At 64.5% G+C, this 25,845-nt stretch carries 24 protein-coding genes and 1 tRNA gene; 11 read left to right on the forward strand and 14 right to left on the reverse strand.

The genetic code is table 11. From position 1 onward, the window contains the following. Positions 1 to 424: 424 nt before the first annotated feature. The gene (locus E5675_RS08445) at positions 425 to 1,495 is read right to left on the reverse strand and encodes a histidine kinase dimerization/phosphoacceptor domain -containing protein (RefSeq protein WP_136174130.1); all 1,071 of its coding nucleotides are present in this window, start codon (positions 1,493 to 1,495) and stop codon (positions 425 to 427) included. Positions 1,496 to 1,989: 494 nt separating this feature from the next. On the opposite strand from E5675_RS08445, the gene E5675_RS08450 reads away from it, so the two are divergent. Further along, positions 1,990 to 2,616 carry a hypothetical protein gene (locus tag E5675_RS08450; RefSeq protein WP_210727627.1) on the forward strand — a complete coding sequence of 209 codons (627 nt, stop codon included), beginning with the start codon at positions 1,990 to 1,992 and terminating at the stop codon, positions 2,614 to 2,616. A 44-nt stretch (positions 2,617 to 2,660) separates the two neighbouring features. Here the strand turns inward: E5675_RS08450 and E5675_RS08455 are convergent, their stop codons facing one another. The 3 genes from E5675_RS08455 to E5675_RS08465 all read right to left on the reverse strand — a co-directional run bounded on the left by E5675_RS08455 (position 2,661) and on the right by E5675_RS08465 (position 6,318). Further along, positions 2,661 to 3,905, reverse strand: a complete 1,245-nt coding sequence (locus E5675_RS08455) for an acyl-CoA dehydrogenase family protein (protein WP_136174132.1) — start codon at positions 3,903 to 3,905, stop codon at positions 2,661 to 2,663. 99 nt (positions 3,906 to 4,004) lie between these two features. Next, positions 4,005 to 4,916: a LysR family transcriptional regulator gene (locus tag E5675_RS08460; protein ID WP_136174133.1), complete on the reverse strand. Its 912-nt coding sequence runs from the start codon at positions 4,914 to 4,916 to the stop codon at positions 4,005 to 4,007. A gap of 61 nt (positions 4,917 to 4,977) precedes the next feature. Then, complete coding sequence (locus E5675_RS08465) at positions 4,978 to 6,318, reverse strand: MFS transporter (RefSeq protein ID WP_136174134.1); 1,341 nt, start codon at positions 6,316 to 6,318, stop codon at positions 4,978 to 4,980. Positions 6,319 to 6,487: 169 nt separating this feature from the next. Here E5675_RS08465 and cyoA point away from each other — a divergent pair, with 169 nt between their 5' ends. The 5 genes from cyoA to E5675_RS08490 are packed head-to-tail and all read left to right on the forward strand — an operon-like array spanning position 6,488 to position 11,413. After that, positions 6,488 to 7,666: a ubiquinol oxidase subunit II gene (gene cyoA / locus E5675_RS08470; RefSeq protein ID WP_136174135.1), complete on the forward strand. Its 1,179-nt coding sequence runs from the start codon at positions 6,488 to 6,490 to the stop codon at positions 7,664 to 7,666. A gap of 19 nt (positions 7,667 to 7,685) precedes the next feature. Next, a complete protein-coding gene (gene cyoB, locus E5675_RS08475; protein ID WP_136174136.1) occupies positions 7,686 to 9,695 on the forward strand; it encodes a cytochrome o ubiquinol oxidase subunit I in 2,010 nt (669 codons plus the stop codon). Between the two features lie 4 nt (positions 9,696 to 9,699). After that, the gene (cyoC, locus tag E5675_RS08480) at positions 9,700 to 10,326 is read left to right on the forward strand and encodes a cytochrome o ubiquinol oxidase subunit III (RefSeq protein WP_136174137.1); all 627 of its coding nucleotides are present in this window, start codon (positions 9,700 to 9,702) and stop codon (positions 10,324 to 10,326) included. A gap of 59 nt (positions 10,327 to 10,385) precedes the next feature. After that, entirely contained in the window at positions 10,386 to 10,715 is a 330-nt protein-coding gene (gene cyoD, locus E5675_RS08485; RefSeq protein ID WP_136176393.1) for a cytochrome o ubiquinol oxidase subunit IV, read from the forward strand. Further along, complete coding sequence (locus E5675_RS08490) at positions 10,712 to 11,413, forward strand: SURF1 family protein (protein WP_136174138.1); 702 nt, start codon at positions 10,712 to 10,714, stop codon at positions 11,411 to 11,413. The genes cyoD and E5675_RS08490 overlap by 4 nt, the downstream gene beginning before the upstream one ends. Here E5675_RS08490 and E5675_RS21965 read toward each other — a convergent pair. Continuing rightward, entirely contained in the window at positions 11,338 to 12,039 is a 702-nt protein-coding gene (locus E5675_RS21965) for a hypothetical protein (RefSeq protein WP_348769827.1), read from the reverse strand. The two genes, E5675_RS08490 and E5675_RS21965, sit on opposite strands and share 76 nt — an antisense overlap. A gap of 70 nt (positions 12,040 to 12,109) precedes the next feature. Between E5675_RS21965 and E5675_RS21970 the strand changes: the two genes are divergently transcribed. Together E5675_RS21970 and E5675_RS08500 are read left to right on the forward strand one after the other, a co-directional pair. Further along, the gene (locus E5675_RS21970) at positions 12,110 to 12,721 is read left to right on the forward strand and encodes a HAMP domain-containing sensor histidine kinase (RefSeq protein ID WP_348769829.1); all 612 of its coding nucleotides are present in this window, start codon (positions 12,110 to 12,112) and stop codon (positions 12,719 to 12,721) included. After that, on the forward strand, positions 12,718 to 13,263 hold the full coding sequence (locus E5675_RS08500; RefSeq protein ID WP_136174139.1) for a response regulator transcription factor: 546 nt from the start codon (positions 12,718 to 12,720) through the stop codon (positions 13,261 to 13,263). The genes E5675_RS21970 and E5675_RS08500 overlap by 4 nt, the downstream gene beginning before the upstream one ends. Positions 13,264 to 13,273: 10 nt before the next feature. Here the strand turns inward: E5675_RS08500 and E5675_RS08505 are convergent, their stop codons facing one another. The 5 genes from E5675_RS08505 to E5675_RS08525 form a co-directional block, all read right to left on the reverse strand. Next, positions 13,274 to 15,388 carry a prolyl oligopeptidase family serine peptidase gene (locus E5675_RS08505; protein WP_136174140.1) on the reverse strand — a complete coding sequence of 705 codons (2,115 nt, stop codon included), beginning with the start codon at positions 15,386 to 15,388 and terminating at the stop codon, positions 13,274 to 13,276. A 73-nt stretch (positions 15,389 to 15,461) separates the two neighbouring features. Then, the gene (locus tag E5675_RS08510; protein ID WP_136174141.1) at positions 15,462 to 15,884 is read right to left on the reverse strand and encodes a DUF4112 domain-containing protein; all 423 of its coding nucleotides are present in this window, start codon (positions 15,882 to 15,884) and stop codon (positions 15,462 to 15,464) included. Positions 15,885 to 15,926: 42 nt separating this feature from the next. Beyond that, positions 15,927 to 17,447, reverse strand: coding sequence for an ABC transporter substrate-binding protein (locus E5675_RS08515; protein ID WP_136174142.1), 1,521 nt, complete (start codon positions 17,445 to 17,447; stop codon positions 15,927 to 15,929). A gap of 87 nt (positions 17,448 to 17,534) precedes the next feature. Beyond that, positions 17,535 to 18,887 (reverse strand): alpha/beta hydrolase, encoded by a 1,353-nt coding sequence (locus E5675_RS08520; protein ID WP_210727628.1) that lies wholly within the window; start codon positions 18,885 to 18,887, stop codon positions 17,535 to 17,537. A gap of 20 nt (positions 18,888 to 18,907) precedes the next feature. Further along, positions 18,908 to 18,993 (reverse strand) — tRNA-Leu (locus E5675_RS08525). 87 nt (positions 18,994 to 19,080) lie between these two features. Between E5675_RS08525 and E5675_RS08530 the strand changes: the two genes are divergently transcribed. Further along, positions 19,081 to 20,028 carry an ABC transporter ATP-binding protein gene (locus tag E5675_RS08530; RefSeq protein WP_136174143.1) on the forward strand — a complete coding sequence of 316 codons (948 nt, stop codon included), beginning with the start codon at positions 19,081 to 19,083 and terminating at the stop codon, positions 20,026 to 20,028. Next, a complete protein-coding gene (locus E5675_RS08535; RefSeq protein WP_136174144.1) occupies positions 20,025 to 20,792 on the forward strand; it encodes an ABC transporter permease in 768 nt (255 codons plus the stop codon). Before E5675_RS08530 ends, E5675_RS08535 begins: the two co-directional genes overlap by 4 nt. Positions 20,793 to 20,906: 114 nt before the next feature. Here the strand turns inward: E5675_RS08535 and E5675_RS08540 are convergent, their stop codons facing one another. The 4 genes from E5675_RS08540 to aroA form a co-directional block, all read right to left on the reverse strand. Continuing rightward, positions 20,907 to 21,185 carry an integration host factor subunit beta gene (locus E5675_RS08540; RefSeq protein WP_136174145.1) on the reverse strand — a complete coding sequence of 93 codons (279 nt, stop codon included), beginning with the start codon at positions 21,183 to 21,185 and terminating at the stop codon, positions 20,907 to 20,909. Between the two features lie 201 nt (positions 21,186 to 21,386). After that, on the reverse strand, positions 21,387 to 23,099 hold the full coding sequence (gene rpsA, locus E5675_RS08545) for a 30S ribosomal protein S1 (RefSeq protein WP_136174146.1): 1,713 nt from the start codon (positions 23,097 to 23,099) through the stop codon (positions 21,387 to 21,389). 274 nt (positions 23,100 to 23,373) lie between these two features. Then, positions 23,374 to 24,003, reverse strand: a complete 630-nt coding sequence (locus E5675_RS08550) for a d(CMP) kinase (protein ID WP_136174147.1) — start codon at positions 24,001 to 24,003, stop codon at positions 23,374 to 23,376. After that, the gene (gene aroA, locus E5675_RS08555) at positions 24,000 to 25,328 is read right to left on the reverse strand and encodes a 3-phosphoshikimate 1-carboxyvinyltransferase (RefSeq protein ID WP_136174148.1); all 1,329 of its coding nucleotides are present in this window, start codon (positions 25,326 to 25,328) and stop codon (positions 24,000 to 24,002) included. Before aroA ends, E5675_RS08550 begins: the two co-directional genes overlap by 4 nt. 125 nt (positions 25,329 to 25,453) lie before the next feature. Here aroA and E5675_RS08560 point away from each other — a divergent pair, with 125 nt between their 5' ends. Further along, the gene (locus E5675_RS08560; protein ID WP_037553534.1) at positions 25,454 to 25,777 is read left to right on the forward strand and encodes a TIGR02300 family protein; all 324 of its coding nucleotides are present in this window, start codon (positions 25,454 to 25,456) and stop codon (positions 25,775 to 25,777) included. The last annotated feature ends 68 nt before the right edge of the window (positions 25,778 to 25,845 follow it).

Raw genomic sequence — 25,845 nt, forward strand, 5'->3', positions numbered from 1 at the left:
GGCCCTTCGCAACGAACGTTCCGTTGCGCGCACCCATGCTGGCCAAAGCGTTAAAAATGCCCGCTTGGCTGAAGAAAAGGCTTCGCGTGCCGGCAGAGCTTTCGCACTGGCCATCCTGAGACGCCGCTCTCCTCGAGACCATCGACGCGTTGCGCGACTATCTCTTATCTGGCAGGAGGGCTCGCGTTGCCCTTGGGGGCGGCGCTGCACGGGTCGCCGACTTTTTGACTTTGGCGTGATCCAGCGTGTGATGCGGCCGTCGGCCTTTGGTTATCGGCATCCCAAGAGCCGACTGTCCGTCATCGGCCAAGACTAGTGGATGATGTTCTGTCGGCAGATTATGCCGGCGAAACCTCGCCGGTGGGGTGTGAGGGCGGATGACGCGGAGATCCTGAATTCCCGCTCCCGATCGAGGGAGGGCAGATCAGACCGCGGCTATCTGTGCTTCGTCATTGGCGGCGACTTGCCGTGCGATCCGCGCGGTGCGGGTCAGTGACACGCGCGTTCCCGGCGCGGTGTCCTCGACTACAATCTCCGCCCCCAATTGTTTTGCGAGTGCCTGGACGATGCGCGTGCCTAGTCCAGCAGTGGATCGTTCGGGATCCTCGTCCATGCCGACCCCGTCGTCGGACACCGAGAGCGTCCAGTCGTCGCCCTGTGCGGCGTAGCCGACGACGATCTGGCCGGGGCGGCCATCCGGAAAAGCGTGCTTGAGCGCGTTGATCACCAGTTCGGTGACGACCAGCCCCATGCTGACCGATATATCGCCGCTGATCGACACTGGATCGACGTCGGTGGACAGCGTCAATTGCTCGCGGTCATAGATCATCGACGCGCCGATGCTGGCGCACAGCTGCGCCAGATAGGGTTCGAGCTCGACCGCTCCGCCGTCGGATTCGGCGAGGTGGCGCTGCAGCGTCGCGATCGACATCACGCGCTGATGCGCGTCGCTCAAATGGCCGCGCGCCTCGTTCGACTGCACCTTGCGCGCGCTCTGCATCAATATGCTCGCGATGATCTGCAGGCTGTTGGCGACGCGGTGCTGCATCTCGTGAAGCAGCGCGGCATTGGCGTGAACCAGTTCCTTTTGGCGCTTCTCATTCCTCCGCTCCTCGGTGACGTCGATCACGGTAACCATCATCCGCGTGTTGAGGTCGTCGCCATAATCGAGCCGCTGCGCCTTGATCACGATACATCGCACCGCCCCGGCGCTGGTCTCGATTTCCATCTCATACGCCTCGACCTCCGCGGCGCCCGACAGCGTCGCGTCGATCAGCGAGTGCAGCCGCGGCAAATCCCAATGATGATGGTCGAGGTCATAGATCGTCTGGCCGGTGACGGTTTCGGGGGCGATACCGAAGGCGGCACAGAAACTGTCGCTCGCCGCGACGATCGCCAGATTCTCGTCGAGCAGCAGCAGCGGGGCATCGGACGCGAGCACCAGCGCCAGTCCCAGCGTGCGGCCCAGATTGATAGGAGGATTGTCGGCAGCCATGCGGCGCGCCTTTCCGGTCGACCCGGACCGCAGGAAGCGGCCTTGTCGGCAGACCAAATCGGGGAGCGAGCTTGATCGACTCCGCCGACCATGCCCGAAAGCCGAGTATAGCATGCCCGCGAGCGCGGACGCGTATGAATTCGGCGCCCTTGCCCCTCCGAAGGGGGACGGTACGGCCACCGTTAGTCTATCTGCCAAAGCGAATCTAAACGGCGGTTCTATTAATCGACCCTAGGCTTCAATAATGTGGGGGTAAATGTGGGGGTGATATTTTTCGAGTGGTCTTTAAGTTATGATAATTATTAGATAATATATTTGGTTCGATACAAGCCCTGCCACCACCTTCCACGAAGACAAGGCCGCGCCGGCGAGTTCTCGCTGGCCAGCGCCGGCGCGCGATGCGGACGGGTGCTCTTGATGTCTGGGCGCGCGTCCAGCATTCTCGAGGCATGAACAGGAAGTCCAGCCAACGCCCAAAGGGGCTGCGTCAATTTATGGATCCCGATCAGCAGGACGCGTGGCTGGAGGGGCGGGCAGAAGTGGCCGATGTCGGCGAGCGGATGGATGCGATCGAACAGCGGATAAAATATGCACCGCGCTTTCAGAAGCTGCTTCGCCGGCCGCAGGCGACCGAGCTTTTCGGGATTCTGGAGCTCTACGGCCGGACCTGCCTTCCCATGCCGCGCACGACAGAGCGATATTATTGGTCGGTTTCCTGCCTGCCATCGACCTCGGACAAGCCGTTGGTCCGCGTCAATGCGAGCTGGATGGAGCTGTTCACCCTCTACGGCGACGGCGACGATCTCCGCGCCCGGTTCATTGTCCATCTTTCGGATTTCGCCGCCGACGGTTCGCTCGCGCCGGAGGCGATCGACCGGGCTTTTCTCGAGCAGAGCGTGCGGACACCCCAAGATTTGAGCTATTCCTTTCCGGCCGGCTCGGACATCTTCATCGTCAAGATACGCGGCGCCGCTTCCATCCGCGACTTCCTCGCGGACCCGCGCGTGCTACGCGCCGTCCGGCGATTCAATCTGACCCACATGAACCGCGGCAGGAACGCCTATCAGGCCAGCCACGCCTATAGCGTGGCCGATTATATGCTGGGGGAAGGCGATAGCTGACAGACGGTAATCGGGCGGACGGCAACCGCCGCCCGCCCGCATCGTCAGTGGCGTCCGAGCTCGTCGCGGCCGACCACCATATAATGAACCTCGTCCGGCCCGTCAGCGAAGCGCAGGTGGCGAACGTCGGCGTAGAGCTCGGCGAGCGGCGTCCAGTGCGAGATGCCGGTGGCGCCGTGGATCTGGATCGCTTGGTCGATGATCTGGCAGGCGCGCTCGGGGACCATCGCTTTCGCCATGCTGACCCAGACGCGCGCTTCGCGGTTGCCGAGGAGGTCCATCGCCTTTGCGGCCTTCAATACGATCAGCCGCATCGCCTCGATCTCGACGCGCGCGCGGGCGATCACCTCCAGATTCTTGCCGAGCTGCGACAGCGGGCGGCCAAAAGCGGTGCGGGAATTGCCGCGCTTCACCATCAGGTCGAGCGCGACTTCCGCCTTGCCGATCGTGCGCATGCAATGGTGGATGCGGCCCGGGCCTAGGCGCATCTGCGAAATCTCGAAGCCCCTTCCTTCGCCGAGCAGGATATTCTCGCGCGGGACGCGGACATTGTCGAAGCGCATGTGCATATGCCCCTGCGGCGCATGGTCGGCACCGAACACGCGCATCGGCCCCAGCACCTGCACGCCCGGTGTGTCCATCGGCACCAGTATCTGCGAATGCTGGCCCTTGCGTGACGCCTCGGGGTTGGTCTTGAGCATGCAGATCAGTATCTTGCAGCGCGGATCGCCCGCGCCGCTGATGAAATATTTCTCGCCGTTGATCACCCATTCATCGCCGTCGAGCACCGCGCTGGTTTCAAGGTTGCTTGCGTCGGACGACGCGACGCCGGGTTCGGTCATCACATAGGCCGAGCGGATTTCGCCGTTCAGAAGGGGTTTGAGCCAGCGCTCCTTCTGTTCGGGGGTGCCGACCATTTCGAGCACTTCCATATTGCCCGTATCGGGCGCCGAGCAGTTCAGCGATTCGGAGGCGAGCGGCGACTTGCCGAGTTCGGCGGCGATATAGGCATAGTCGAGATTGGTGAGCGGGGTTCCGGTGTCGCCGTGCGGCAGGAAGAAATTCCACAGGCCCGCGGCCTTCGCCTTGTTTTTCGCGCCCTCGAGCAGTTCGAGTTGTCCCGGTGCCCAGCTCCAGCGGTCGGCGCGGCCTTCGCCGAGCCGGAAGAACTCTTCGGTAATCGGATCGACATTGTCGGCGATGTGGCGTTTCACCGCGTCGAAGAGCGGCTGCGCTTCCTTCGACATGCGCAGGTCGTTGAGTTCGGCCTGAAGTTCGATTTCGGTCATTTGCGTCTCCAGCAGGTTTTCGCCGGAGAAGGTAGCGGCGCTATGCCATCAAGGATAATGATAGGATTGAATAATCTATATTCACCGGCCGAATAGATGCTATGCCGGTTTGCCCAACTCATCGACGATGATCGCACGCAGCCAACCGAGCCCGGGATCGGCCTGAGCCGCCTGATGCCAATAGAGATAGCTGCCGCCGGGTTCGACGGGCAGCGGCAGGTCGAGAAGTTGCATCGGCCACATCGCGTCGAGCACCGCGGCGTGCGATTTGGGGAGCGCAAAGAGCATGTCGGACGCGGCGACGATCTGCCATGCGGTGATGGCGTGCTGGCAGCGGACGGCGACGCGCCGCGCGAGGCCCATGCGGTCGAGCGTCATATCCTCGATCCCGGGGCCATAGGGACGCGCCGTCGCGATGATATGGTCGAGCGCCAGATAGGTGTCGAGGTCGATTGCACCGTCGACGCACGGGTGCCCCTTGCGCGCGACGACGACGATCTTCTCGGCGCCGAGATAGTGGCGGCACAGCTGGCCATCGGCGGGCAACGCGACATCGAGCGCAAGGTCAAGATCGCCGTTCGCGAGCATCGTGACGAGCTCGCGGCGCCGGAAGGTGACGCTGGCGAGCGCGGCATGCGGCGCCTCGGCGCGCACGCGCGCGACCAGCGAGGAAAAACGCGGCATCTCGCCCGAGAGCCGAACCCCGATTCGGAACTCGCGCGCCGTTTGCGTGGGATCGAACGCGGTCGCCGCATCGAGCGCGGCGTCGAGCCCGCGCAGCGCTTCGCGCACCGGCCCCGCGATGGCGCGCGCGGCGGAGGTCGGGACGAGGCGATTGCCCTGCCGCACGAAGAGTGGATCGTCGAACTGCGTGCGCAGCCGCGCGAGTGCGTGGCTGATCGCCGGCTGCGACAGGTTGAGATGACGCGCCGCGGCCGACACGCCGTCCTTGGCGAAGATCGCGTCAAAAATGCGCAGCAGGTTGAGATCGAACCGGGCCAGATGCCGCAAGGCCTGCTCCTAGGCGAAGCCGGCGCGGGACCGGCGGCCGATCCCGGTTCGATCGCGTCGATCAGTCAATCGTGCTCGCCAGTTCGCGGTTGAGCCACAGCGCGACGAGCGTACCGATCGCGCCCGACAGCAGGTAGCCGCCCGCCGCGATCAGCCCGAACTGGCTCGACAGCCAGAGCGCGACCATCGGCGCGAAACCGGCGCCGAACAGCCAGGCGAGATCGGAGGTGAAAGCCGATCCGGTATAGCGGTGGCGCGGTTGGAAATTCGACGAGAGCGCGCCCGACGACTGGCCGAACGACAGGCCGAGAAGCGCGAAGCCGAGGATCATGAACGCCGCTTCGCCGAATTCGCCCGCGTCGAGCAGTTGCGGGGCGAAGCCGCTGAACGCCGCGATGGCGGCGGCGGTGACGGCAAGAAGCGTGCGGCGGCCGACGCGGTCGGCGAGGATGCCTGACGCGACGATCGATCCGATGCCGACGACCGCGGCGATCGCTTCGATTACCAGGAAGCGCACCGGGCTTTCGTCGGTGAACAGGAAGACCCACGACAGCGGGTAGACGGTGACCATGTGGAACATCGCGAAGCTGGCGAGCGGCGCGAAGGTGCCGATGACGATCGTCTTCCATTCCGACCGCAGCGTTTCGAGCAGGGGCGCGGGTTCGAGCGCGCGATTTTCGAACAGCTCGGCATATTCGGGGGTTACGACGATGCGCAGCCGCGCGAACAGCGCGACGACGTTGATCGCGAAGGCGACGAAGAAGGGATAGCGCCAGCCCCACGCCAGGAAATCCTCGGCCGGAAGCGCGGCGATCAGGAACATGAAGAGCAGGCTGGCGACGATGAGGCCGAGCGGCGCGCCGAGCTGCGGGATCATCGCATACCAGCCGCGGCGGTTTTCGGGGGCGTTGATCGCGAGCAGCGAGGCGAGGCCGTCCCACGATCCGCCGAGCGCGACGCCCTGGCCCATGCGGAACAGCGCGAGCAGCAGCGCGGCGCCGATGCCGATCGATTCATATCCGGGCAGGAAGGCGATGGCGGCGGTCGATCCGCCGAGCAGGAAGAGCGCGATGGTGAGCTTGGCGCCGCGGCCATAGGCGCGGTCGATCGCGGTGAAGATGATCGTGCCGACGGGGCGCGAAACGAAGGCGAGGGCGAAGATCGCGAACGACCAGAGCGTGCCCGTCAGCGGGTCGAGATGCGGGAAGACGAGCTTCGGGAACACCAGCACCGACGCGATCGCATAGACGAAGAAGTCGAAGAACTCCGACGTCCGCCCGATGATAACGCCGATCGCGATCTCGGCGGGATCGATACGGTGGCTGCCGCCGTCTTTGTCGGCGCCGTGGAGGGCGCGGGCGTCGCGTTCGGCCTCGGTGGTGGGGACGGTATCGGCAGCCATGGTAACAATCCTTGAGCTGGCGCCGTCGCTTGCGCAAGATGCGGCGGCACGAGTCGGTCATAGGGCAAAATCGCCCGGAATGAAAATGCCCCTGCGCGATGATGAGCGGTCGCGGGATTGGACAAAATGTCCTATGTGCAGTGCAACAAAGGAGGCCTAGGCGCGCATCATGCCAAGCAATCTCCCCCGTTTTCCCGCCCGATTGCGGCTCGTGCCGCTGCTCGCCGCGCTGCCTCTTCTGTCGGGCTGCGGACTGATCGTGCTCGATCCCGCCGGCGACGTCGCGCGCCAGCAGGGCGATCTGATCGTCCTGTCGACGGTGCTGATGCTGGTCATCATCGTGCCGGTGATGGCGCTGACGATCTTCTTCGCGTGGAAATATCGCGCGTCGAACAAGGAGGCGACCTACAAGCCCGACTGGGACCATTCGACCCAGCTCGAACTCGTTATCTGGTCGGCGCCGCTCTTGATCATCATCTGCCTGGGCGCAGTGACGTGGGTCGCAACGCATTTGCTCGACCCCTATCGTCCGCTCGCACGCACGGCGCCGGGGCAGCCGGTGGCGGCCGAGGTGAAGCCGCTCGACGTGCAGGTCGTCGCGCTCGACTGGAAATGGCTATTCATCTACCCCGAACAGGGCGTCGCGACGGTGAACGAGCTGGCCTTGCCGGTGAACCGGCCGGTGCGGTTCCGCATTTCCTCTTCGTCGGTGATGAACAGCTTTTACGTGCCCGCGCTCGCGGGGCAGATTTACGCGATGCCGGGCATGGAAACCAAGCTGCACGGCGTCTTCGACAAGACCGGCGAATATGAAGGCTTTTCGGCCAATTATTCGGGCTGGGGCTTTTCGAACATGCGCTTCGCGGTGAAGAGCCTGCCCGCGGGCGAGTTCGAAAAATGGGTCGCGGCGACGAAGGCTTCGGCCGAAGGCGATCTCAGCCGCAATATCTATCTGGAACTCGAAAAGCCGACGCACAAGGAGCCCGTCCGCCGCTTTGCCGCGAGCGATCCGCAGCTGTTCGACGCGGTCGTCAACATGTGCGTCGAGCCCGGCAAGATGTGCATGCACGACATGATGTCGGTCGACGCCGCGGGCGGCGCCGGGATCGCGGGCATCGGCAATGTCCGGCAGGTGACATATGACAAGTTCGCCGCGCGCGGCACCGTCGACGTCGCGCGCTGGAGCATGCGCTATGTCGCGGCCTATTGCAGCGCGCCGGTGATGTCGAACGACCGCCCCGACGCGAAGCCGGTGGCGCCGGACATGCTGAAAGGGGAGGGGCTGCCCGTCCCGGCCAAGCCCGAACGCACCGCGCTGAACGCGCCCGCCGCCCGCCCGATGTCCTGAACCGAAGCCCGAGATCAACATGACCATCCCGCATCCCGCACCCGAAACCGGTCCGATCCTCGGCAAGCTGTCGCTCGAGGCGCTGCCGCTCCACGAACCGATCCTCGTCGTCACTTTCATCGGCGTCGTTCTCGGCGGCATCGCGGTGCTCGGCCTGATCACCAAATTCCGCCTCTGGGGTTATTTGTGGAAGGAATGGTTCACGACCGTCGACCACAAGCGCATCGGGATCATGTACATGATCCTCGGCCTCATCATGTTCCTGCGCGGCTTTGCCGACGCGATCATGATGCGGCTGCAGCAGGCGATGGCGTTCGGCGGGTCCGAAGGCTATCTGACCCCGCATCATTACGACCAGGTGTTCACCGCGCACGGCGTGATCATGATCTTTTTCGTCGCGATGCCGTTCATTACCGGGATCATGAACTATATCGTCCCGCTTCAGATCGGCGCGCGCGACGTCAGCTTCCCCTTCCTCAACAATTTCAGTTTCTGGATGACGACGTCGGGCGCGGTGCTGACGATGATCTCGCTGTTCGTCGGCGAATATGCCCAGACCGGCTGGCTGGCCTATCCGCCGTTGTCGGGAATCGCTTACAGCCCGAATGTCGGCGTCGACTATTATATCTGGGGCTTACAGATAGCCGGCGTCGGCACCACCCTGTCAGGCATCAACCTGATCGTCACGATCCTGAAGCTGCGCGCGCCGGGCATGGGGCTGATGAAGATGCCCGTCTTCACCTGGACTTCGCTCTGCTCGAACATCCTGATCGTCGCTTCCTTCCCGATCCTGACCGCGACGCTCGTCCTGCTCAGCCTCGACCGCTATGTCGGGACCAACTTCTTCACCAACGATCTCGGCGGATCGCCGATGATGTATGTGAACCTGATCTGGATCTGGGGGCATCCCGAGGTCTATATTCTCGTGCTGCCATTGTTCGGCGTCTTCTCCGAAGTCACCTCGACCTTCTCGGGCAAAAGGCTCTTCGGCTATACCTCGATGGTCTATGCGACGGTATGTATCACCATCCTGTCGTACATCGTGTGGCTGCATCATTTCTTCACCATGGGATCGGGCGCGAGCGTCAACAGCTTCTTCGGCATCACGACGATGGTGATCTCGATCCCGACCGGGGCGAAGCTCTTCAACTGGCTGTTCACCATGTATCGCGGCCGCATCCGCTTCGAACTGCCGATGATGTGGACGATCGCCTTCATGCTGACCTTCGTCATCGGCGGCATGACCGGGGTGCTGCTGGCGGTGCCGCCCGCCGACTTCGTGCTGCACAACTCGCTGTTCCTGATCGCGCATTTCCATAATGTCATCATCGGCGGCGTGTTGTTCGGCCTGTTCGCGGCGATCAACTATTGGTGGCCCAAGGCGTTCGGCTTCAAGCTCGACGTCTTCTGGGGCAAGGTCAGCTTCTGGTGCTGGGTCGTCGGCTTCTGGGTCGCCTTCACGCCGCTCTATATCCTCGGCTTGATGGGCGTGACGCGGCGTATGCGCGTGTTCGACGACCCAAGCCTCCAGATATGGTTCGTGATCGCGGGCGTCGGCGCGGCGATCATCGCGGCGGGCATCGGCGCGATGCTGGTGCAGTTCGCAGTGAGCATCTGGCGCCGCAAGGAGCTGGCCGAGGAAAGCGGCGATCCGTGGGACGGCCGCACGCTCGAATGGGCGACCAGCTCGCCGCCGCCGGATTACAACTTTGCCTTCACGCCGGTGATCCACGACCTCGACGCCTGGTACGACATGAAGAAGCGCGGGCATCGGCGTCCGGTCGATGGCTATCGCGATATCCACATGCCGTCGAACACCGGCGCGGGAATGATCCTGTCGGGCATCTGCCTGGTGATGGGTTTCGCGCTCGTCTGGCACATCTGGTGGCTCGTCGCGGCGAGTTTCGTCGCGGTGGTGACCGGCGCGATCATCCACACCTTCAACTACAAGCGCGATTTCGACATTCCGGCGGCGACGGTCACCGCGGTCGAGGAAGCGCGGACCCGCCAGCTGGCGGCCGGAGCCTGATCCGATGAGTGCCAAGACCATGACTGCCAACGAGCCCGTCCAGTTCTACGAGCTCGACGAGCATGCGCATCCCGAGGGGCACAGCACGATGCTGGGCTTCTGGATCTATCTGATGAGCGACTGCCTCATCTTCGCGATCCTGTTCGCCTGCTATGCGGTGCTCGGCGGCAGCTATGCCGCGGGACCGGCACCGAAGGATTTGTTCGACCTGAAGCTGATCGCGCTCAACACCGCGATGCTGCTCTTCTCGTCGATCACCTATGGCTTTGCGGTGCTGCAGATGCAGCAGGGCAAGGTGAGGGGCGTCCAGCTCTGGCTCGCGATCACCGGCCTGTTCGGGCTCGCGTTCCTCGGGATCGAACTTTACGAATTCCACCATCTGATCGAGATCGGTGCGGGCCCGCAGCGCAGCGCCTTCCTGTCGAGCTTCTTCACCCTCGTCGGCACGCACGGGCTGCACGTTACCTTCGGCATTATCTGGCTGGTGACGCTCATGGTCCAGCTGTCGAAGCACGGGCTGATCGCCGCGAACAAGCGCCGCGTGATGTGCCTTTCGATGTTCTGGCACTTCCTCGACGTCGTGTGGATCGGCGTCTTCACCTTTGTCTATCTGATGGGAGTGCTGCGGTGAGCCCCAATCCTAGCCAAACCGGCACCCACCATACCGCCGACGGCCATCACGAGATCGAGATGCCGCACGCGTCGATGCGCGACTATGTCATCGGTTTCCTGCTGTCGGTGATTCTGACCGCCGTCCCCTTCTGGCTGGTGATCACGATGCCGCTGAGCCCCGGCGCGACCGGCGCGATCATCATGGGCTTCGCGGTGGTGCAGATCGTCGTCCACATGATCTTCTTCCTCCACATGACGCCGAAGGCCGAGGGCGGCTGGTCGTTGACCTCGCTCGTCTTCACGATCATTGTCGTCGTCATCATGCTGGCGGGCTCCCTGTGGGTGATGCACCATCTCAACACCAATATGATGCCGATGCCGCACGAACCGACGAGTCAGGTGCTTTGACACGCACCCGCCGCGCGGCCTTTGCCGCGGCGGCGCTGATCGCGGCGATCGGCCTCGCAGCGCTGGGCGTCTGGCAGGTCGAACGGCGCGCGTGGAAGCACGAGCTTATCGCGGCGGTCAACGCGCGCATTCATGCCGAGCCGGTCGCGGCCCCGGAGCCCGGCCAGTGGGACGCGGTCAATGCGAAGGATGATGCATATCGCCGCGTCACCGCATCGGGGAGGTTCCGTCACGATCGCGAGACGTTAGTGCAGGCGGTGACCGGGCGCGGTGCGGGATATTGGGTGCTCACCCCGCTCGAAACGCCGGATTTTACGCTGCTGATCAATCGCGGCTTCGTTCCCCAGGATCGGCGTGATGCGAGGACGCGGGCGGTGGGCCAGGTCGCGGGCCGGGTGACGGTGACCGGCCTCCTGCGCGTGACCGAGCCCGGCGGTGCCTTCCTCCGGTCGAACGATCCGGCGGCTGACCGCTGGTTTTCGCGCGACGTGGCGGGAATAGCGAAGGCGAGGGGACTCGGCAGGACCGCGCCCTATTTCGTCGATGCCGACGCCGCGCCGAACCCCGGCGGCTACCCGGTCGGCGGGCTGACTGTCGTGCGTTTTCGCGACCATCACATGGTCTATGCACTGACCTGGTTCGCGCTCGCTGCGCTCAGCCTCTTTTTTGCGTGGCGACTGTGGCATACTCGCGAATGATGACCGACCCGACGATCCTGCCCGCGGCGCCCGCGAGAGTTCCTGCGGGCCGCCGCAACATGACGCTGCTGATCCAGTTGCGCTGGCTCGCGGTCGGGGGGCAGCTCGCGACGATCGGGATCGTCAGCGGGCCGATGGGAATTTCGCTGCCGCGCGCGCCCTTGCTCGCGGCGATCCTCGTGCTGATCGCGATCAACTTTGCGAGCGCCGCCTTGCTGCGTCGCGGCCGCGGCGTGACCAATGCCGAACTCACCGCGGCGCTGCTGTTCGATGTCGCGGCGCTCGGCTGGCAGCTTCACCATAGCGGCGGGCTCGCCAATCCCTTCGCCTCGCTCTTCCTGCTCCAGATCGTGATCGGCGCGATCCTGCTCACGCCGCGCTCGTCGTGGGCGATCGTTGTCGCGGCATTGGTAGCGCTTGCGGCGCTGCGTGTCGATCCGACCCCGCTCGTCCTGCCGCCCGCCTATGCGGACGATCCGATGGGCCTTTATCTGCAGGGCAGCTTCGTCTGCTTCCTGCTGATCGCCGTGCTGCTCGTCGCCTTCGTCACGCGGATCAGCCGCAATCTGCGCGACAGCGACGCCGCGCTCGCCGCCAGTCGCCAGCGCGCGGCCGAGGAGGATCATATCGTGCGCATGGGGCTGCTCGCGTCGGGCGCGGCGCACGAACTCGGCACGCCGCTGTCGACCTTTGTCGGTGCTGATCGGCGACTGGCAGGCGGCGCCGCGACTGAAGGACGACCGCGAGCTTCAGGAAGACCTCACCGACATGGATGCGGCGGTGCAACGCTGCAAGACGATCGTCAGCGGCATCCTGATGTCGGCGGGCGAGGCGCGCGGCGAAGCGCCGCGGCTCACCACGATCCGCGCGGCGTTCAACGAAATCGTCGCGCACACGCGTGCGGTGCGCCGTCCGGATACGGTCGAATTCAACGACCGCTTCGGCGCCGACGTCGCGATCGTATCGGACCCGGCGCTGCGGCAGGTGATCGGCAACGTTCTCGACAATGCGGCCGAGGTGTCGCCCGACTGGACAAGCTTCACGACGTCGCGCGACGGCGACATGCTGGTGATCGAGATCGCCGATCGGGGGCCGGGCTTCAGCCCCGAGATGCTCGAGAATTTCGGCCAGCCCTATCGATCGACCAAGGGGCGGCCCGGCGGCGGGCTGGGGTTGTTCCTGCTCGTCAATGTGCTGCGCAAGCTCGGCGGCGGCGCCAGCGTCGCCAATCGTGATGCGGGCGGGGCGCTGGTGCGGATATTCCTGCCGATTTCGGCGCTCGCCCCGCCCGGTGGAGACAAGGCATGACCCACGCCCCAGGCGACCCGCGCCAATTGCTGATCGTCGAGGACGACGACGCCTTCGCCCGCACGCTGAAACGCTCGTTCGAGCGGCGCGGCTATGTGGTAGAGGCCGCACACAGCCCCGAGGAGATGGACGCGCTGCTCGCGACGTTCCGGCCGGGCTATGCGGTGGTCGACCTCAAGCTCGGCGGCGCGTCGGGGCTCGCGTGCGTGCAGACGCTGCGCGCGTTCGATCCGGCGATGCGGATCGTCGTGCTCACCGGCTTTGCGAGCATCGCGACCGCGGTCGAGGCGATCAAGCTCGGCGCCTCCTATTATCTCGCCAAGCCGTCGAACACCGACGATATCGAGGCGGCGTTCGAGCGGTCGGAGGGCAATGCCGAAACGCCGCTCGATGCGCGCCCCTCTTCGATCAAGACCGTCGAATGGGAACATATCCATCAAGTGTTGGTCGAAACGGGGTTCAATATCTCGGAGACCGCGCGCCGGCTGGGGATGCACCGGCGCACCTTGGCGCGAAAGCTGGAGAAAAGGCAGATCCGCTGATCGACAGGGCCTATTTCTTCTCCACCAGTTCACGCTGCAGGAAGCCGTGGAGCATCGCGGCGCGCACCGCGTCTTCGGCGTGGTCGGCGCCGACCGAATGGCCGCCCTCGATATATTCGTGATAATAGACGCGGTTGCCGTTCTCCATCAGCCGCGCGGCAAATTTGCGCGCGTGGCCGGGGTGGACGCGGTCGTCTTTGGTCGACAGGTAGAGGAAGATCGGCGGATAAGTCACGCCCTTGCGGATGTTGTGATAGGGCGAATATTTCGACAGGAAGGCCCAATCGCCGGGCAAGTCGGGATCGCCATATTCGGCGACCCACGATGCGCCCGCGAGCATTTTGTCGTACCGCCACATGTCCTTGATCGGCGAGCCCGAAATCACCGCGCCGTAAAGATCAGGGCGCTGCGTCATCGCCGCGCCGACGAGCACGCCGCCGTTCGAGCGGCCCGAGATCGCGATCTTGCCCTTGGCGCTGACCCCGGTCTTAACGAGGTCCTCGGCGACCGCGTGCAGGTCGTCGAAGCTGTTCTGGCGCTTTTCGCGCAGCGCCGCCTGGTGCCACGCGGGACCATATTCACCGCCGCCGCGGATATTGGCGAGGACATAGGCGTTGCCGTCCTCGACCCAGAACAGCCCGAGCGGGCCGGCGCGATACGGCTGACCGGTGAGATAGCCCGGCGTCTGCGCGGCGCGGAAGCCGCCATAGGCGTGAATCAGAGCGGGGACCGGCGCTTCGCTGTCCGATTTCTTGCGGACGAGGAAATAGGGGATTTTGGTGCCGTCCTTCGACGTCGCGAACCGCTTTTCGACCAGCATGTCCTTCGCGTCGAAGGTCGCGGGCAGGCTTTGCACCGGCTTCGGCGCGCCGTCCTCGGCTACCGAATAGAGCGTCGGCGGCATCAGCATCGTCTCGGCGGTCGCGAGGACGATGTCGCGTTTGCCGATCGTGCCGGCAATGCTCACGGTTGCCTTCTCGGCGATCGGAACCTCCTTCTGGCTCCATGTGCCGGTCGCGGGGTCGCGGCGCAGGGCGAAGAACTTGCCCTCGACATCGTCGAGCGCCTTGACCCACAGGATATTGTCGGTCGCGGCGACATTTTCGATCGCCTGCGCCTTCGTCGGGGTCATCGCGGTGACGATCGGCACCTTGCGATCGGCCGACATGTCCGCGATCGAGAGCGAGACGAGCGAGCCAGCCGGGATATTCGCCCAATCCTGGTTGAGGAAGATGACGAGCTGTCCGTCGACGATGTCGCGGATGCTGGCGGTATCGGGGATGATCGTCGAAATATAGCGCGAAGCGTCGATGTTCGGCAGCAGATAGTTCGCGGTGTAGAAGGTCTTTCCACGGCTGATCATCGGCCAGCGCTTGTCGCCGTCGACAAGCGCGAAGACGTTCATCCCGACATCCTCATGCTCGCCCTCGGCCACGGTCGTCGCGGCCGACAGCGGGGTGCCGCGGCTCCAGCGCTTGACGATACGCGGATAACCCGACGCGGTCATGCTGCCCTCGCCATAGTCGGTCGCAACGAGCAGGGTGTCGGCATCCTCCCACGTCACGCTGCTCTTCGCCTGGGGCAGGGTGAAGCCGCCCTCGACAAAGCTTTTCGTCGTGCGGTCCCATTCACGGACGATGTCGGCGTCGGTGCCGCCGGGGCTGAGCGACACGAGGCAGCGCTTATAGTCGGGCGCGAGGCAGTCGGCGCCGTGCCAGACCCAGCTCTGCTTCTCGGCCTTGCCGAGCGCATCGACGTCGATCAGCGTCGTCCAGACGGGCTTGCCGGCCAGATAGGCGTCGAGCGGGCTCTGCCGCCACAGCCCGCGCGGATTGCTGGCGTCGCGCCAGAAATTGGTGATCATGTCGCCCATCACCTCGCCCGGCATGGCGATCTGGCGATCGTCGTCGAGGATGGCGCGCGCGCGCTTGCGATCGGCCTCGAAGCCGGGGCGCGTGACGATCAGCTTGTCGGTTGCCGCATTTTCCTTCTTGACCCAGTCCAGCGCCTTTGCGCCCTCGATATCCTCGAGCCAGAGGTACGGGTCGTCGTCCTGCGGCGCGGCAGCCGCGACGGCGGCGAAGGAACAGCTGAGAGCAAGCGCGGCGAAGCTGGCGCGGATCATTCGATGGTCTCCCCTGGGGTATGGTGGCGCTGTGCTAGCAGCATTACACACCCCGGGGGAAGACGGGGAAGGGCTATTGATCGATGATGATCGTGCCCGGATGATGTTTGTCGAGATGCTTCTTGATGATCTTGAGGTTCCGCGTATTTGAGCGGAAGAAAAAGTCGAACGCATCGCCGACGAGCGGGACAGCGCCGAGCGCGGTATCGACGCCAAGATTGCCGATCATGCGCCAGATCTTCCATTTCGGCATGCCGAGGTTGCGCGCTTCCCAGATCAGATAGGCGCCCATCGTTGCGGCGATCACGTCGCCGACGACAGGAACGAGACCGACGATCGCATCTAGGCCGACGGGACGGTTGATGCCCGGAATGATGAAGCTGCGTTCGAGCAGGATTTCGAGCGTTTCGACCCGCTTGCGTAGCGCGGCTGGATCGTTGCGGTTCTGGATCAGCGCGTCGAAGATCGCATCGGGATTGGGGGGCGAAGGGGCCATCGGGGTCCTTTCCAAGGCGCCCGGACTTACGGCGCCGCTGTATTAGTTAGGTAAGTCGATCAGATGATTCAATGGGTGCTGCGCGCGGCCGTTGGCGCGCAGCCGGGTCAGGCGCTGCGACGCGACCGACCAGCGCAGCGGCGTCGCGATCGGAATGAAGGGCGCGTAACGCGCGAGCACCTTCTCGGCGTCGCTGATCTGCTGGCGGCGCTGCCCGATGTCGATGTTGGCGGTCGCCAGCGCGATCAGGTCCTGCGCTTCGCGATTGCACAGCGTGTCGCGCCGGCACGACAGGCGGCGGAGCGCCCAGATCGGATCGTCATTCGGCGCGACCTCGTCGATCAGGCGCAGGTCGGCTTTCGATGCCATCGCGACGCGTTCGCTAGGCACGCCAATCGCTTTGAAGTCGGCGGCGACATAGGCGTACAATATGCGCCCGCCCGGGGTGTCCGGAACCGCGACGCGCAGCGGGTCGATCTCGCGCCCCGCGGCGCGCCACGCATCGACGACGCGCTTCGCCTGCGCAAGGCGAGAGGCCTCGTCGAACTCGGCCCAGGCGGGGATCAGCGGCACTGGGCCGCCATCGCGCGCGTAGAGCGCGGGACGCAGCGTGACCTGCGGCTGCCATTCGGTGAGGCCAAAGGCCTCGATCAGTCGCTCGCGCCGGACCGCACGAACAAGTGCGTCGCGGTTGACGTCGGTAGCGAGGAACCCCTCGGCGCGCACGAACGACAGGCCGAATAGGCCGGGCACGGGGTCGACGACGAGGCGCGATCGGCCGACGTTCGAAGCGACGAAATAGGGAAGGGTCGAAAAGCGGCCGCCGATCACGCCGTCGGCATAGCCGTTCTTGAACCGCGCGAGCGCGCCTTCGGGCGAGGTGCCGACGAGTTCGATCGCGGCGGCGGGGTCGTTCGCGGCGGCCTCGGCCGCCTCGGGATCCTCGGCGAGCGGGTCGGGGACGGGCGAGAGCCGTACTGCATTGCCCATCTTGCGCGCGCGCATCGGGCCCCAGCCCATGCCCTTGTTGACAATCGCCATCGACGGCTGGGCGAGCAGTTCAAGGATCGCGGGTTGCGGCACCGAGAGGCGGATTTCGATGACGGTATCGGTCATCGCCTTGATCGTCTCGACCTCCGGAAAATCGTCCTTTAGGATGTGGCGGCTGGAAGGCGCGAGGTAGGAGCGCAGGATCTCGGCGACATCCTCGGCCGTCACCTTGCGCCCGTTGGTCCATTTGGCTTCACGAAGGCGGAAAATATAGCTGCGCCCATCTGTGGTGACGGTCCAGCGGTCGGCGAGGCCGGTGTCGATCTGGCCCTCGCCGTCATAGCTGACGAGCCCCTGAGAGGTCGCGTCGAGTAGCGCGGCATTGGCGGCCGACAATTCGCCGGAGAGCGGCGTCGCGGCGAGGTTGAGCGTGCCGATCGCGGCGACCTTCACGGGGCCGCGCTCGCCGAACAGGCCGCAGCTGGCAAGACTCAAGGCGATCAGGGCGGTGAGGCCGATATCGCGGCCGCGGCTAGTCTTTCCTCTGGCCCGGTGATCGTCTTGGTTCAGCATGGCAGGCATCATAATGATAAGCGGTAAAACCGGAAGCGGTCATCCGGACCGCGGCGTAAGTTGCTGGAAAAGCTCGACCTTTAGATGTCATTTCGTCGTTGTCGGGCGCGTTATTTCGGCATCGCCATAGGCGAACGCGAGCGGCGCCCCCTTGGCATAGTCGATCAGCAACCGGAAATAGCCCGGCGTGAAACGGGTCGACACGCGCGATCCGTCAGGCGCGGTCTCGAATTCGGTCATGCCATGTTCGGCCTCGGGAAAGACGGCGAGGGTGATCGGCTGCCCGTCGGCGATCAGTCCCTTGATCCGCCGCGCGGTTTCACCAGCCGGCGCGTCGATATCCTGCCCGCCGAGCGCCCAGAGCTGCGGCACGCGGACCGCGCGGAGCGTCGGCATCGGATCATAGTGAACGGGCGTGCCGAAACGATAGACCTGCCCCTTGGTCCTGATCTCTTCGGCGGTCATCCCGAGGATGAGGTGAGTGTAATTGCCGTAAACATCCTTGTACCAAGGCTCATCGCGATAGCGCGCGCGCACCGCGTCGAGCTCCTCGATCCCGTCGGTCATGCCGCTGGCGAAGATGCGGGTCGTCGCGGCGCCGATTTCCTGCGCCTTGGTGATCACGTCGGCGCCGTAGCCCTTGAGCCCCATCTGAAACGCAATGGCTTCGCGATCCTCGTCGGCAACCGACACTGCGAGGCCGAAGCTGACGATCAGGAAGTCGACCTGCGTGCGCGTCGCCGCGAGTGGTGCGATCCAGCCGCCCTGGCTCGGCCCCTGAAAACCGAATCGCGTCCCGCGCGCACCCGCCATCCGCCACGTCTCGGCGAGCGCGGCGACGGCGTCGTCGGCGAGCAGCGAGAAGACCTGCGTATATTTGTCGCCCGACGCGCCGGTGCCGCGCTTATCATAGACGAAGGCGCCGACACCCGCGGCGGGAAGCATGCGCTGCAGCGAATTGGTATCGCGCGCCGATGCGAATTCCGCGCCGTGGAGCAGCACGACGATCGGGACGGGGCCGTTGCCGGGCGGCATCACCAGCCGTCCGACGAGGCGGGTGCCGTGGCTGGTGAAGCTGGTCTCGCGCGTTTCGAGCGCGATCCGTTGCCCGCTGCGCTCGCCGAACTGCATCGTTTTCGCCGCGCAGTCGAAACGGACCGTCAGCCCATCGGGGCGCCCCGTCCAGCCGGCGGTGCCGGTCCAGCGATCGCCATCGCGTTTCAACTCGCCGCTCGCCCCGTCGAGACCGCGCCAGCGCAGCGCACCCTCGCTTGCCGCGGCGACGTCGATGACGCCGCCGTCGGAAAGCCGATATGCGCCCTGCGCGCAGTCGGTTTCGGCCGCGGCGGCCGGGGCTGCGACGAGCAACGCGGCGATCAGGGCAGCCAGATGCCGTGAAATGGCGTTGTTGCCGCGAAGCGTGGATTTGGCTGTCAGCATGAGGCCTCGTGCGTGAAACATGGTGCGGACGGCGGGACTTGAACCCGCATGACACTAGGCCGGCAGATTTTAAGTCTGCTGCGTCTACCGATTTCGCCACGTCCGCGCCGGGCTTGGTCAAGCCGATGGGCCGGGTGAGGTCAAGCGATGTTTGGCGCTTCACGCGATGCGGCGGCTGGGCTAAACGCATGGCATGACAGTGGTTCTCCAGATTTCCGGCCTCGGAAAAACATATAAAAGCGGTCACAAAGCGCTGAGCGATGTCGACCTTTCGATCAACAAAGGCGAGATTTTTGCGCTGCTCGGGCCGAACGGCGCGGGCAAGACGACTATGATCAGCATCGTCTGCGGCATCGTCACGCCGAGCGCTGGGACGGTCACCGTCGGCGGACATGATCACGCCCGCGACTATCGCGCCGCGCGCGCGATGATCGGGCTGGTGCCGCAGGAGCTCCATACCGATGCGTTCGAAAGCGTGATGGCGACGGTCAGCTTCTCGCGCGGATTGTTCGGTAGGCCCAAGGACACGGCGTTCGTCGAGCAACTGCTCAAGGATCTGTCGCTGTGGGACAAGCGCGATTCCAAGATTATGGAATTGTCGGGTGGGATGAAGCGCCGCGTGATGATCGCCAAGGCGCTCTCCCACGAACCCGAAATCCTGTTTCTCGACGAACCCACCGCGGGCGTCGATGTCGAGCTGCGCCGCGACATGTGGAACATGGTGCGCGGTTTGCGCGAGCGCGGGGTCACGATCATCCTCACCACCCACTATATCGAGGAGGCCGAGGAAATGGCCGACCGCGTCGGGGTGATCACCGGTGGGCGGCTGATTCTGGTCGAGCAGAAGGACGAGTTGATCAAGAAGCTCGGGCGCAAGACGCTGACGCTCAACCTCGCCGAACCACTCGCGGCGATTCCCGACGAGCTGGCGCAATGGAAGCTCGAACTTGCGGGCGAGGGCAATGAGCTGGTCTATGAGTTCGACAGCCGAGCCGAGGCCACCGGGGTGCCGTCGCTGCTACGCCGGATGACCGACATCGGCGTAGGGTTCAAGGATCTGCATACAAGGCAAAGCTCGCTCGAGGATATTTTCGTCGGGCTGGTTCACGAATCGAACGGTACGAAGGGAGAAGCCGCATGACCGCGAACTGGCGCGGCGTGCGCGCGATCTACGCTTTCGAAATGGCCCGATTCGGGCGCACCTTCTGGACCAGCCTGATGCTGCCGGTGATCACCACGGCGCTCTATTTCGTCGTCTTCGGATCGGCGATCGGCAGCCGGATGGCCGAGGTCAGCGACGTGCCCTATGGTGCCTTCATCGTCCCCGGACTGATGATGCTGACGATGTTCACCGAAAGTATCAGCAACGCGTCGTTCGGCATCTATATGCCCAAATGGACGGGCACGATCTACGAGATGCTGTCGGCGCCGCTGTCGCCTCTGGAAACGGTGATCGCCTATGTCGGTGCCGCCGCGACCAAGTCGGTCGTGATCGGGTCGATCATTTTCGCGACCGCGCACCTGTTCGTCGACGTGCAGGTTGCGCATCCGCTGCTGATGGCCGCCTTCATGATCCTGATGGCGGTGACATTCTGCCTGTTCGGCTTCATCATCGGCATCTGGGCGCAGAGCTTCGAACAGCTTCAGGTCATCCCGATGCTGGTCGTCTATCCGCTGACCTTTCTGGGCGGCGCCTTCTATTCGCTCGACATGCTGCCCGCGGCGTGGCGGACGATTACGCTGTTCAATCCTGTCGTCTACCTGATCAGCGGGTTCCGCTGGACTTTCTTCGGCAAGGGCGACGTCGGGATCGAGGTGAGCATGGGGGCGGTCGCGCTTTTCCTGGCGCTGTGCCTCGGCGTGATTTTCTGGATGTTCCGCACCGGATACCGGCTCAAGAACTGAGGCAATGCCGACCACAAACAGCGTGTCATTCCGGCGAAGGCCGGAATCTCGACGTAGCGTCCAGGGTTGTGGTGAGATCCCGGCCTTCGCCGGGATGACGAGAAAATGGTCGGCTCAGCTGTTCAAGCGCTCGCGCATTTCCTTGCCCGGTTTGAAATAGGGCACATTCTTCGCCTTCACATCGACGGCGGCTCCGGTGCGGGGATTGCGACCGGTACGCGATTCGCGCGCGCGGGTCGAGAAGGCGCCGAAGCCGCGGAGTTCTACGCGGCCGCCCGCCGCGAGTTGGTCGACGATCGAGTCGAAGAAAGTGTCGACGATGCGCTCGACTTCCTCGAGTCGCAAATCGCTGTTTTCGCTCGCGATCTTTTGAACCAGTTCTGACCGGATCATGTGCTTCCCCTAATATATACAGCCACGCATTTCCCGCCGAGGCGGGTTCCGGTCGTTGCCGGCCCCTAGTGCGTGAGACCCCTCCCAACGCTCCGCGAAGGTATCACGAATCGCGGTTCGGTCAAAAATATATCACGACAAGAAAAAGGCCCGCAGAGGGACACTCTGCGGGCCTTTCTTTGCCTCGTGGCGGAAGGAGGGTCAGTCCTTCTTGCCGGCCTTCAGCGCTTCGCCGAGGATGTCGCCGAGCGATGCACCCGAGTCCGACGAGCCGTACTGTGCGACGGCTTCCTTCTCTTCGGCGATCTGCATTGCCTTGACCGAGAAGTTCGGCTTTTTCGAACGGTCGAAACCGATGACCATCGCGTCGAACTTCTGGCCGACCTGATAGCGTTCGGCGCGCTGTTCGTCGCGGTCGCGGCCAAGGTCGGCGCGCTTGATGAAGCCGGTGGCGCCATCTTCGCCGGCCTGCACTTCGAGGCCGTTGTCGCGGACTTCGAGGACCGAGACGGTGACGATGTCGTTTTTCTTCAGCGAACCCGCCGCAGCAACGCCGCCGCCAACGGCCGGGGCGCCCTTTTCAAGCTGCTTGATGCCGAGGCTGATGCGTTCCTTCTCGACGTCGACGTCGAGAACGACGACCTGCACGGCCTCGCCCTTGCGGTGGAGATGCAGCGCTTCTTCGCCCGAGATGCCCCACGCGATGTCCGACATGTGGACCATGCCGTCGACGTCGCCCGGAAGGCCGACGAACAGACCGAATTCGGTCGCATTCTTGACTTCGCCTTCGACGACCGAGCCGACCGGGTGGGCTTCGGCAAAGGCGCCCCAGGGGTTCGACTGGGCCTGCTTGAGGCCGAGCGAGATGCGGCGCTTGTCGCTGTCGACTTCGAGGACGATGACGTCGACTTCCTGGCTGGTCGAAACGATCTTGCCGGGGTGGACGTTCTTCTTGACCCACGACATTTCGCTGACGTGGACCAGGCCTTCGATGCCGGGCTCGAGTTCGACGAACGCACCGTAATCGGTGATGTTGGTGACGGTGCCCGACAGCTTCGCGCCGACCGGGTATTTGGCGGCGACGCCTTCCCACGGATCGCTTTCGAGCTGCTTCATGCCGAGGCTGATGCGCTGCGTGTCGCGGTTGATGCGGATGATCTGGACGCGGACGGTGTCACCGATGTTGATGACTTCGCTCGGATGGTTGACGCGCTTGTAGCTCATGTCGGTGACATGGAGCAGGCCGTCGATGCCGCCGAGGTCGACGAACGCACCATAATCGGTGATGTTCTTGACCGCGCCTTCGATGATCTGGCCTTCTTCGAGGTTCTGGATCAGGCCCGAACGCTGTTCGGCGCGCGTTTCTTCGAGGATGGCGCGGCGCGACACGACAATATTGCCGCGGCGGCGATCCATCTTGAGGATCTGGAAGGGCTGCGGCAGGTCCATGAGCGGGCCGACGTCGCGCACGGGGCGGATGTCGACCTGCGAACCCGGAAGGAACGCCACGGCGCCGCCGAGGTCGACGGTGAAGCCGCCCTTGACGCGGCCGAAGATGACGCCTTCGACGCGGGCTTCCTTGTTGAATTCTTCTTCGAGGCGGTCCCACGCGGCTTCGCGGCGAGCACGGTCGCGCGACAGCATGGTTTCGCCATTGGCGTTTTCGACGCGGTCGACATAGACTTCGACTTCGTCGCCGACATTGAGGTCGGCCTTCTGGCCCGGCATCGCGAATTCGCGAAGCGGCACGCGACCTTCGCTCTTCAGGCCGATGTCGATCACTGCCAGGTCATTTTCGATCGCGGTCACGGTGCCCTTGACGACGCGGCCTTCAAAGCCGCCATCAGCACCACCCAGCGATTCGTCGAGCATCGCGGCGAAATCGTCGCGCGACGGAAAAGCCGTAGAGGCCATAGAGTGTTTTCCTTACTTCATTTGTTCCGGCCAAGCGGTTGGTTCCGCTGGTCTTGTGGCCGATCCGTCCTGCCCGCCGGATGCGGAGCAAGACATCCTCGAAGCGCTTCGATCGGCAAGGCGCGGGCAAAGCAAAAAGGGCGCGACGAGTCGGTCTCGTCACGCCCGACACTCGAATGGAGTGGCGGTCTGTCCGTGCCTCGACCGGCAAAAGCGCCCGTCGGACGCGGCGCCTATAGGCGCGGACCCCCGCGAAAGCAAGGGAAAAGGGCGGTCAACCGCGGTCCGTGCGCCGCTGTTCGACAAAGGCGACCGCGGCGGCCAGCGCGGCTTCGCGGGTCATGTCGCTATTGTCGAGCAGCATCGCGTCGGCCGCGCGGGCAAGCGGCGCATCGGCGCGGCCGGTATCGCGCGCGTCGCGGGCGTGAATGTCGGCCAGCACGACATCGTAGCTCACGTCGACGCCGCGCGCGCGCATTTCGACATGCCGGCGGCGCGCGCGTTCCTCGGGCGACGCCGTGACAAATATCTTTGCATCGGCGTGCGGCGCGATCACGGTGCCGATATCGCGTCCGTCGAGTACCGCGCCGCCAGGCTGGTTGGCAAAATCGACCTGGCGCTGGAACAGCGCGGCGCGCACCGCGGGATGGACCGACACGCGGCTCGCGAGCCCGCCCGTCGTTTCGTAGCGCAGCGCGGGATCGTCGAGCAGCGCGGCAGGGAAATCGCACGCCGCCAGCGCATCGTCGGCATTGTCGGCGTCGCCGTGATTGAGCTGGGTCTGGTAGCCGACGGCGCGATAGAGCAGCCCGGTGTCGAGTACGGGCAGGCCGAAATGTTCGGCAAGCTGGCGCGCGAGCGTGCCCTTGCCCGACGCGGTGGGGCCATCGACCGCGATGATCATTGCTGGAGGCCTACGAGCAAGGCTTCAAAATTGGGGAAGCTCGTCGCGACGGGGGCGATGTCGTCGATCGTCACCGGCGCCGTGCTGACAAGGCCGGCGACCGCGAAGCTCATGCAGATGCGGTGGTCAAGATGGCCAGCAATCGTCGCGCCGCCGGGCAGTGGGCCGCCGCCGGTGCCGTCGATGACCAGCCCGTCCTCGCTTTCCTCGACGCGCGCGCCGATGGCATCGAGGCCCGCCGCCATGACGGCCAGGCGGTCGCTCTCCTTGACGCGCAATTCGTCGAGGCCGGTCGTCGTCGTGCGGCCCTCGGCGAGCGCGGCGGCGACGAAGAGGATCGGGAATTCGTCGATCATGCTCGGCGCGACCGCGGGATCGACTTCGATGCCCTTGAGGTTGCTGTGGCGGACGCGAAGGTCGGCGACGGGCTCGCCGCCGACTTCGCGCGCATCGAGGAGAGTGATGTCGCCGCCCATTTGTCGTAATACATCGACGAGGCCCGCGCGCGTCGGATTGAGGCCGACATTGGCGATGGTGACGTCCGATCCGGGCACGACCAGCGCCGCTACGATGAAGAAGGCGGCGGACGAGGGGTCCCCGGGGACAATGATCGTCTGCGGCTTCAATTCGGCTTCACCACGAATATGGATATGTCGCGTGCCGTCGCCGTCGGCCTCGACCGTCAGCTCGGCGCCGAAGCCGCGCAGCATGCGCTCGCTATGGTCGCGGGTGGGGACGGGCTCGATCACCTCGGTGATGCCGGGCGTGTTGAGCCCGGCGAGCAGCACCGCGCTCTTCACCTGCGCCGAGGCCATCGGCAGGCGGTAGGAAAGGGGAATGGCAGGCGCCAGGCCTCGGACCATCAGCGGCAGGCGGCTACCGGGCGAGGCGCTGATGTCGGCGCCCATCTGCGACAGCGGATCGATGACGCGGCCCATCGGGCGCCCCGACAGGCTGGCGTCGCCGACGAAGGTCGCGGTAATCGGATGGCTCGCGACGAGCCCCATCAGCAGGCGCGTCGAGGTGCCGCTATTGCCCATGTCGAGCGCTTCGCGCGGCTGGAGCAGCCCGCCGACCCCGACGCCGTGGATGCGCCATTCGCCATCGTCCTGCCGTTCGATCGTCGCGCCCATCGCACGCATCGCAGCGGCGGTGGCGAGCACGTCATGTCCTTCGAGCAGGCCTGTAACACGGCTTTCCCCAATGGCCAGCGCCGACAGCATCAGCGAACGGTGCGAGATGCTCTTGTCCCCCGGGATCGCGATCCTACCTTTCAGCGGAACGGAAGCGGAAAAGGCGCGCGGTGTGGCGGTTTGATCGGTCATGGCGTGCGGCTTTTGACAGCGGCCTTGCAATCTGGCAAGGCGCACGCCGATTTGACGGATAGCTATTCAGGCGCCGTCGCTCTTCCGATATTTCTATCCTGTTTCCAAAGGATTATGAGGCGTTTATGATCAAGGCTGAATGGGGCACGAAGCGCAGCTGCCCGAAATGCGCCACCCGATTCTATGATTTGACCAAGGATGATCCGATCAGCTGCATCAATTGCGGCTATAGCTGGATCCCGGAATCGGTGCTGAAATCGAAGCAGCCGATGCCGTTCGAGGAAGCCGAGAAGCCCGGCAAGGTCGCGAAGGAAGAAAGCACCGACGAGGATCTGGATCTGGACGTCGATGTCGACGAGGACAGCGATTCGCCGGACAATGACGTCGATCTGGGCGGTGACGACGACCTGGGCGTGGCCACCGGCGACGACGAGGACGACGAAAGCTGATAATTCCCGGGTTTTGATTTCGGGGAGCCAAAAAAGCATCGAAAGATGATTTGGCCCCTTGCATCACG

Origin of the sequence: Sphingopyxis sp. PAMC25046, from assembly GCF_004795895.1 — a bacterium.
Classification (GTDB): domain Bacteria; phylum Pseudomonadota; class Alphaproteobacteria; order Sphingomonadales; family Sphingomonadaceae; genus Sphingopyxis.

Bases quoted from the DNA above. Each gene is read 5' to 3' on its own strand.
- E5675_RS08455 (WP_136174132.1), bottom strand. From the start codon at position 3,905: ATGACCGAAATCGAACTTCAGGCCGAACTCAACGACCTGCGCATGTCG.
- E5675_RS08445 (WP_136174130.1), bottom strand. From the start codon at position 1,495: ATGGCTGCCGACAATCCTCCTATCAATCTGGGCCGCACGCTGGGACTG.
- cyoA (WP_136174135.1), top strand. From the start codon at position 6,488: ATGCCAAGCAATCTCCCCCGTTTTCCCGCCCGATTGCGGCTCGTGCCG.
- E5675_RS08500 (WP_136174139.1), top strand. From the start codon at position 12,718: ATGACCCACGCCCCAGGCGACCCGCGCCAATTGCTGATCGTCGAGGAC.
- E5675_RS08530 (WP_136174143.1), top strand. From the start codon at position 19,081: ATGACAGTGGTTCTCCAGATTTCCGGCCTCGGAAAAACATATAAAAGC.
- E5675_RS08505 (WP_136174140.1), bottom strand. From the start codon at position 15,388: ATGATCCGCGCCAGCTTCGCCGCGCTTGCTCTCAGCTGTTCCTTCGCC.
- E5675_RS08450 (WP_210727627.1), top strand. From the start codon at position 1,990: ATGGATCCCGATCAGCAGGACGCGTGGCTGGAGGGGCGGGCAGAAGTG.
- rpsA (WP_136174146.1), bottom strand. From the start codon at position 23,099: ATGGCCTCTACGGCTTTTCCGTCGCGCGACGATTTCGCCGCGATGCTC.
- cyoC (WP_136174137.1), top strand. From the start codon at position 9,700: ATGAGTGCCAAGACCATGACTGCCAACGAGCCCGTCCAGTTCTACGAG.
- cyoD (WP_136176393.1), top strand. From the start codon at position 10,386: ATGCCGCACGCGTCGATGCGCGACTATGTCATCGGTTTCCTGCTGTCG.
- E5675_RS08465 (WP_136174134.1), bottom strand. From the start codon at position 6,318: ATGGCTGCCGATACCGTCCCCACCACCGAGGCCGAACGCGACGCCCGC.
- E5675_RS08515 (WP_136174142.1), bottom strand. From the start codon at position 17,447: ATGCTGAACCAAGACGATCACCGGGCCAGAGGAAAGACTAGCCGCGGC.
- E5675_RS08550 (WP_136174147.1), bottom strand. From the start codon at position 24,003: ATGATCATCGCGGTCGATGGCCCCACCGCGTCGGGCAAGGGCACGCTC.
- E5675_RS08520 (WP_210727628.1), bottom strand. From the start codon at position 18,887: ATGCTGACAGCCAAATCCACGCTTCGCGGCAACAACGCCATTTCACGG.
- E5675_RS08560 (WP_037553534.1), top strand. From the start codon at position 25,454: ATGATCAAGGCTGAATGGGGCACGAAGCGCAGCTGCCCGAAATGCGCC.
- E5675_RS08540 (WP_136174145.1), bottom strand. From the start codon at position 21,185: ATGATCCGGTCAGAACTGGTTCAAAAGATCGCGAGCGAAAACAGCGAT.
- aroA (WP_136174148.1), bottom strand. From the start codon at position 25,328: ATGACCGATCAAACCGCCACACCGCGCGCCTTTTCCGCTTCCGTTCCG.
- cyoB (WP_136174136.1), top strand. From the start codon at position 7,686: ATGACCATCCCGCATCCCGCACCCGAAACCGGTCCGATCCTCGGCAAG.
- E5675_RS21965 (WP_348769827.1), bottom strand. From the start codon at position 12,039: ATGATCCTCCTCGGCCGCGCGCTGGCGACTGGCGGCGAGCGCGGCGTC.
- E5675_RS08510 (WP_136174141.1), bottom strand. From the start codon at position 15,884: ATGGCCCCTTCGCCCCCCAATCCCGATGCGATCTTCGACGCGCTGATC.
- E5675_RS08535 (WP_136174144.1), top strand. From the start codon at position 20,025: ATGACCGCGAACTGGCGCGGCGTGCGCGCGATCTACGCTTTCGAAATG.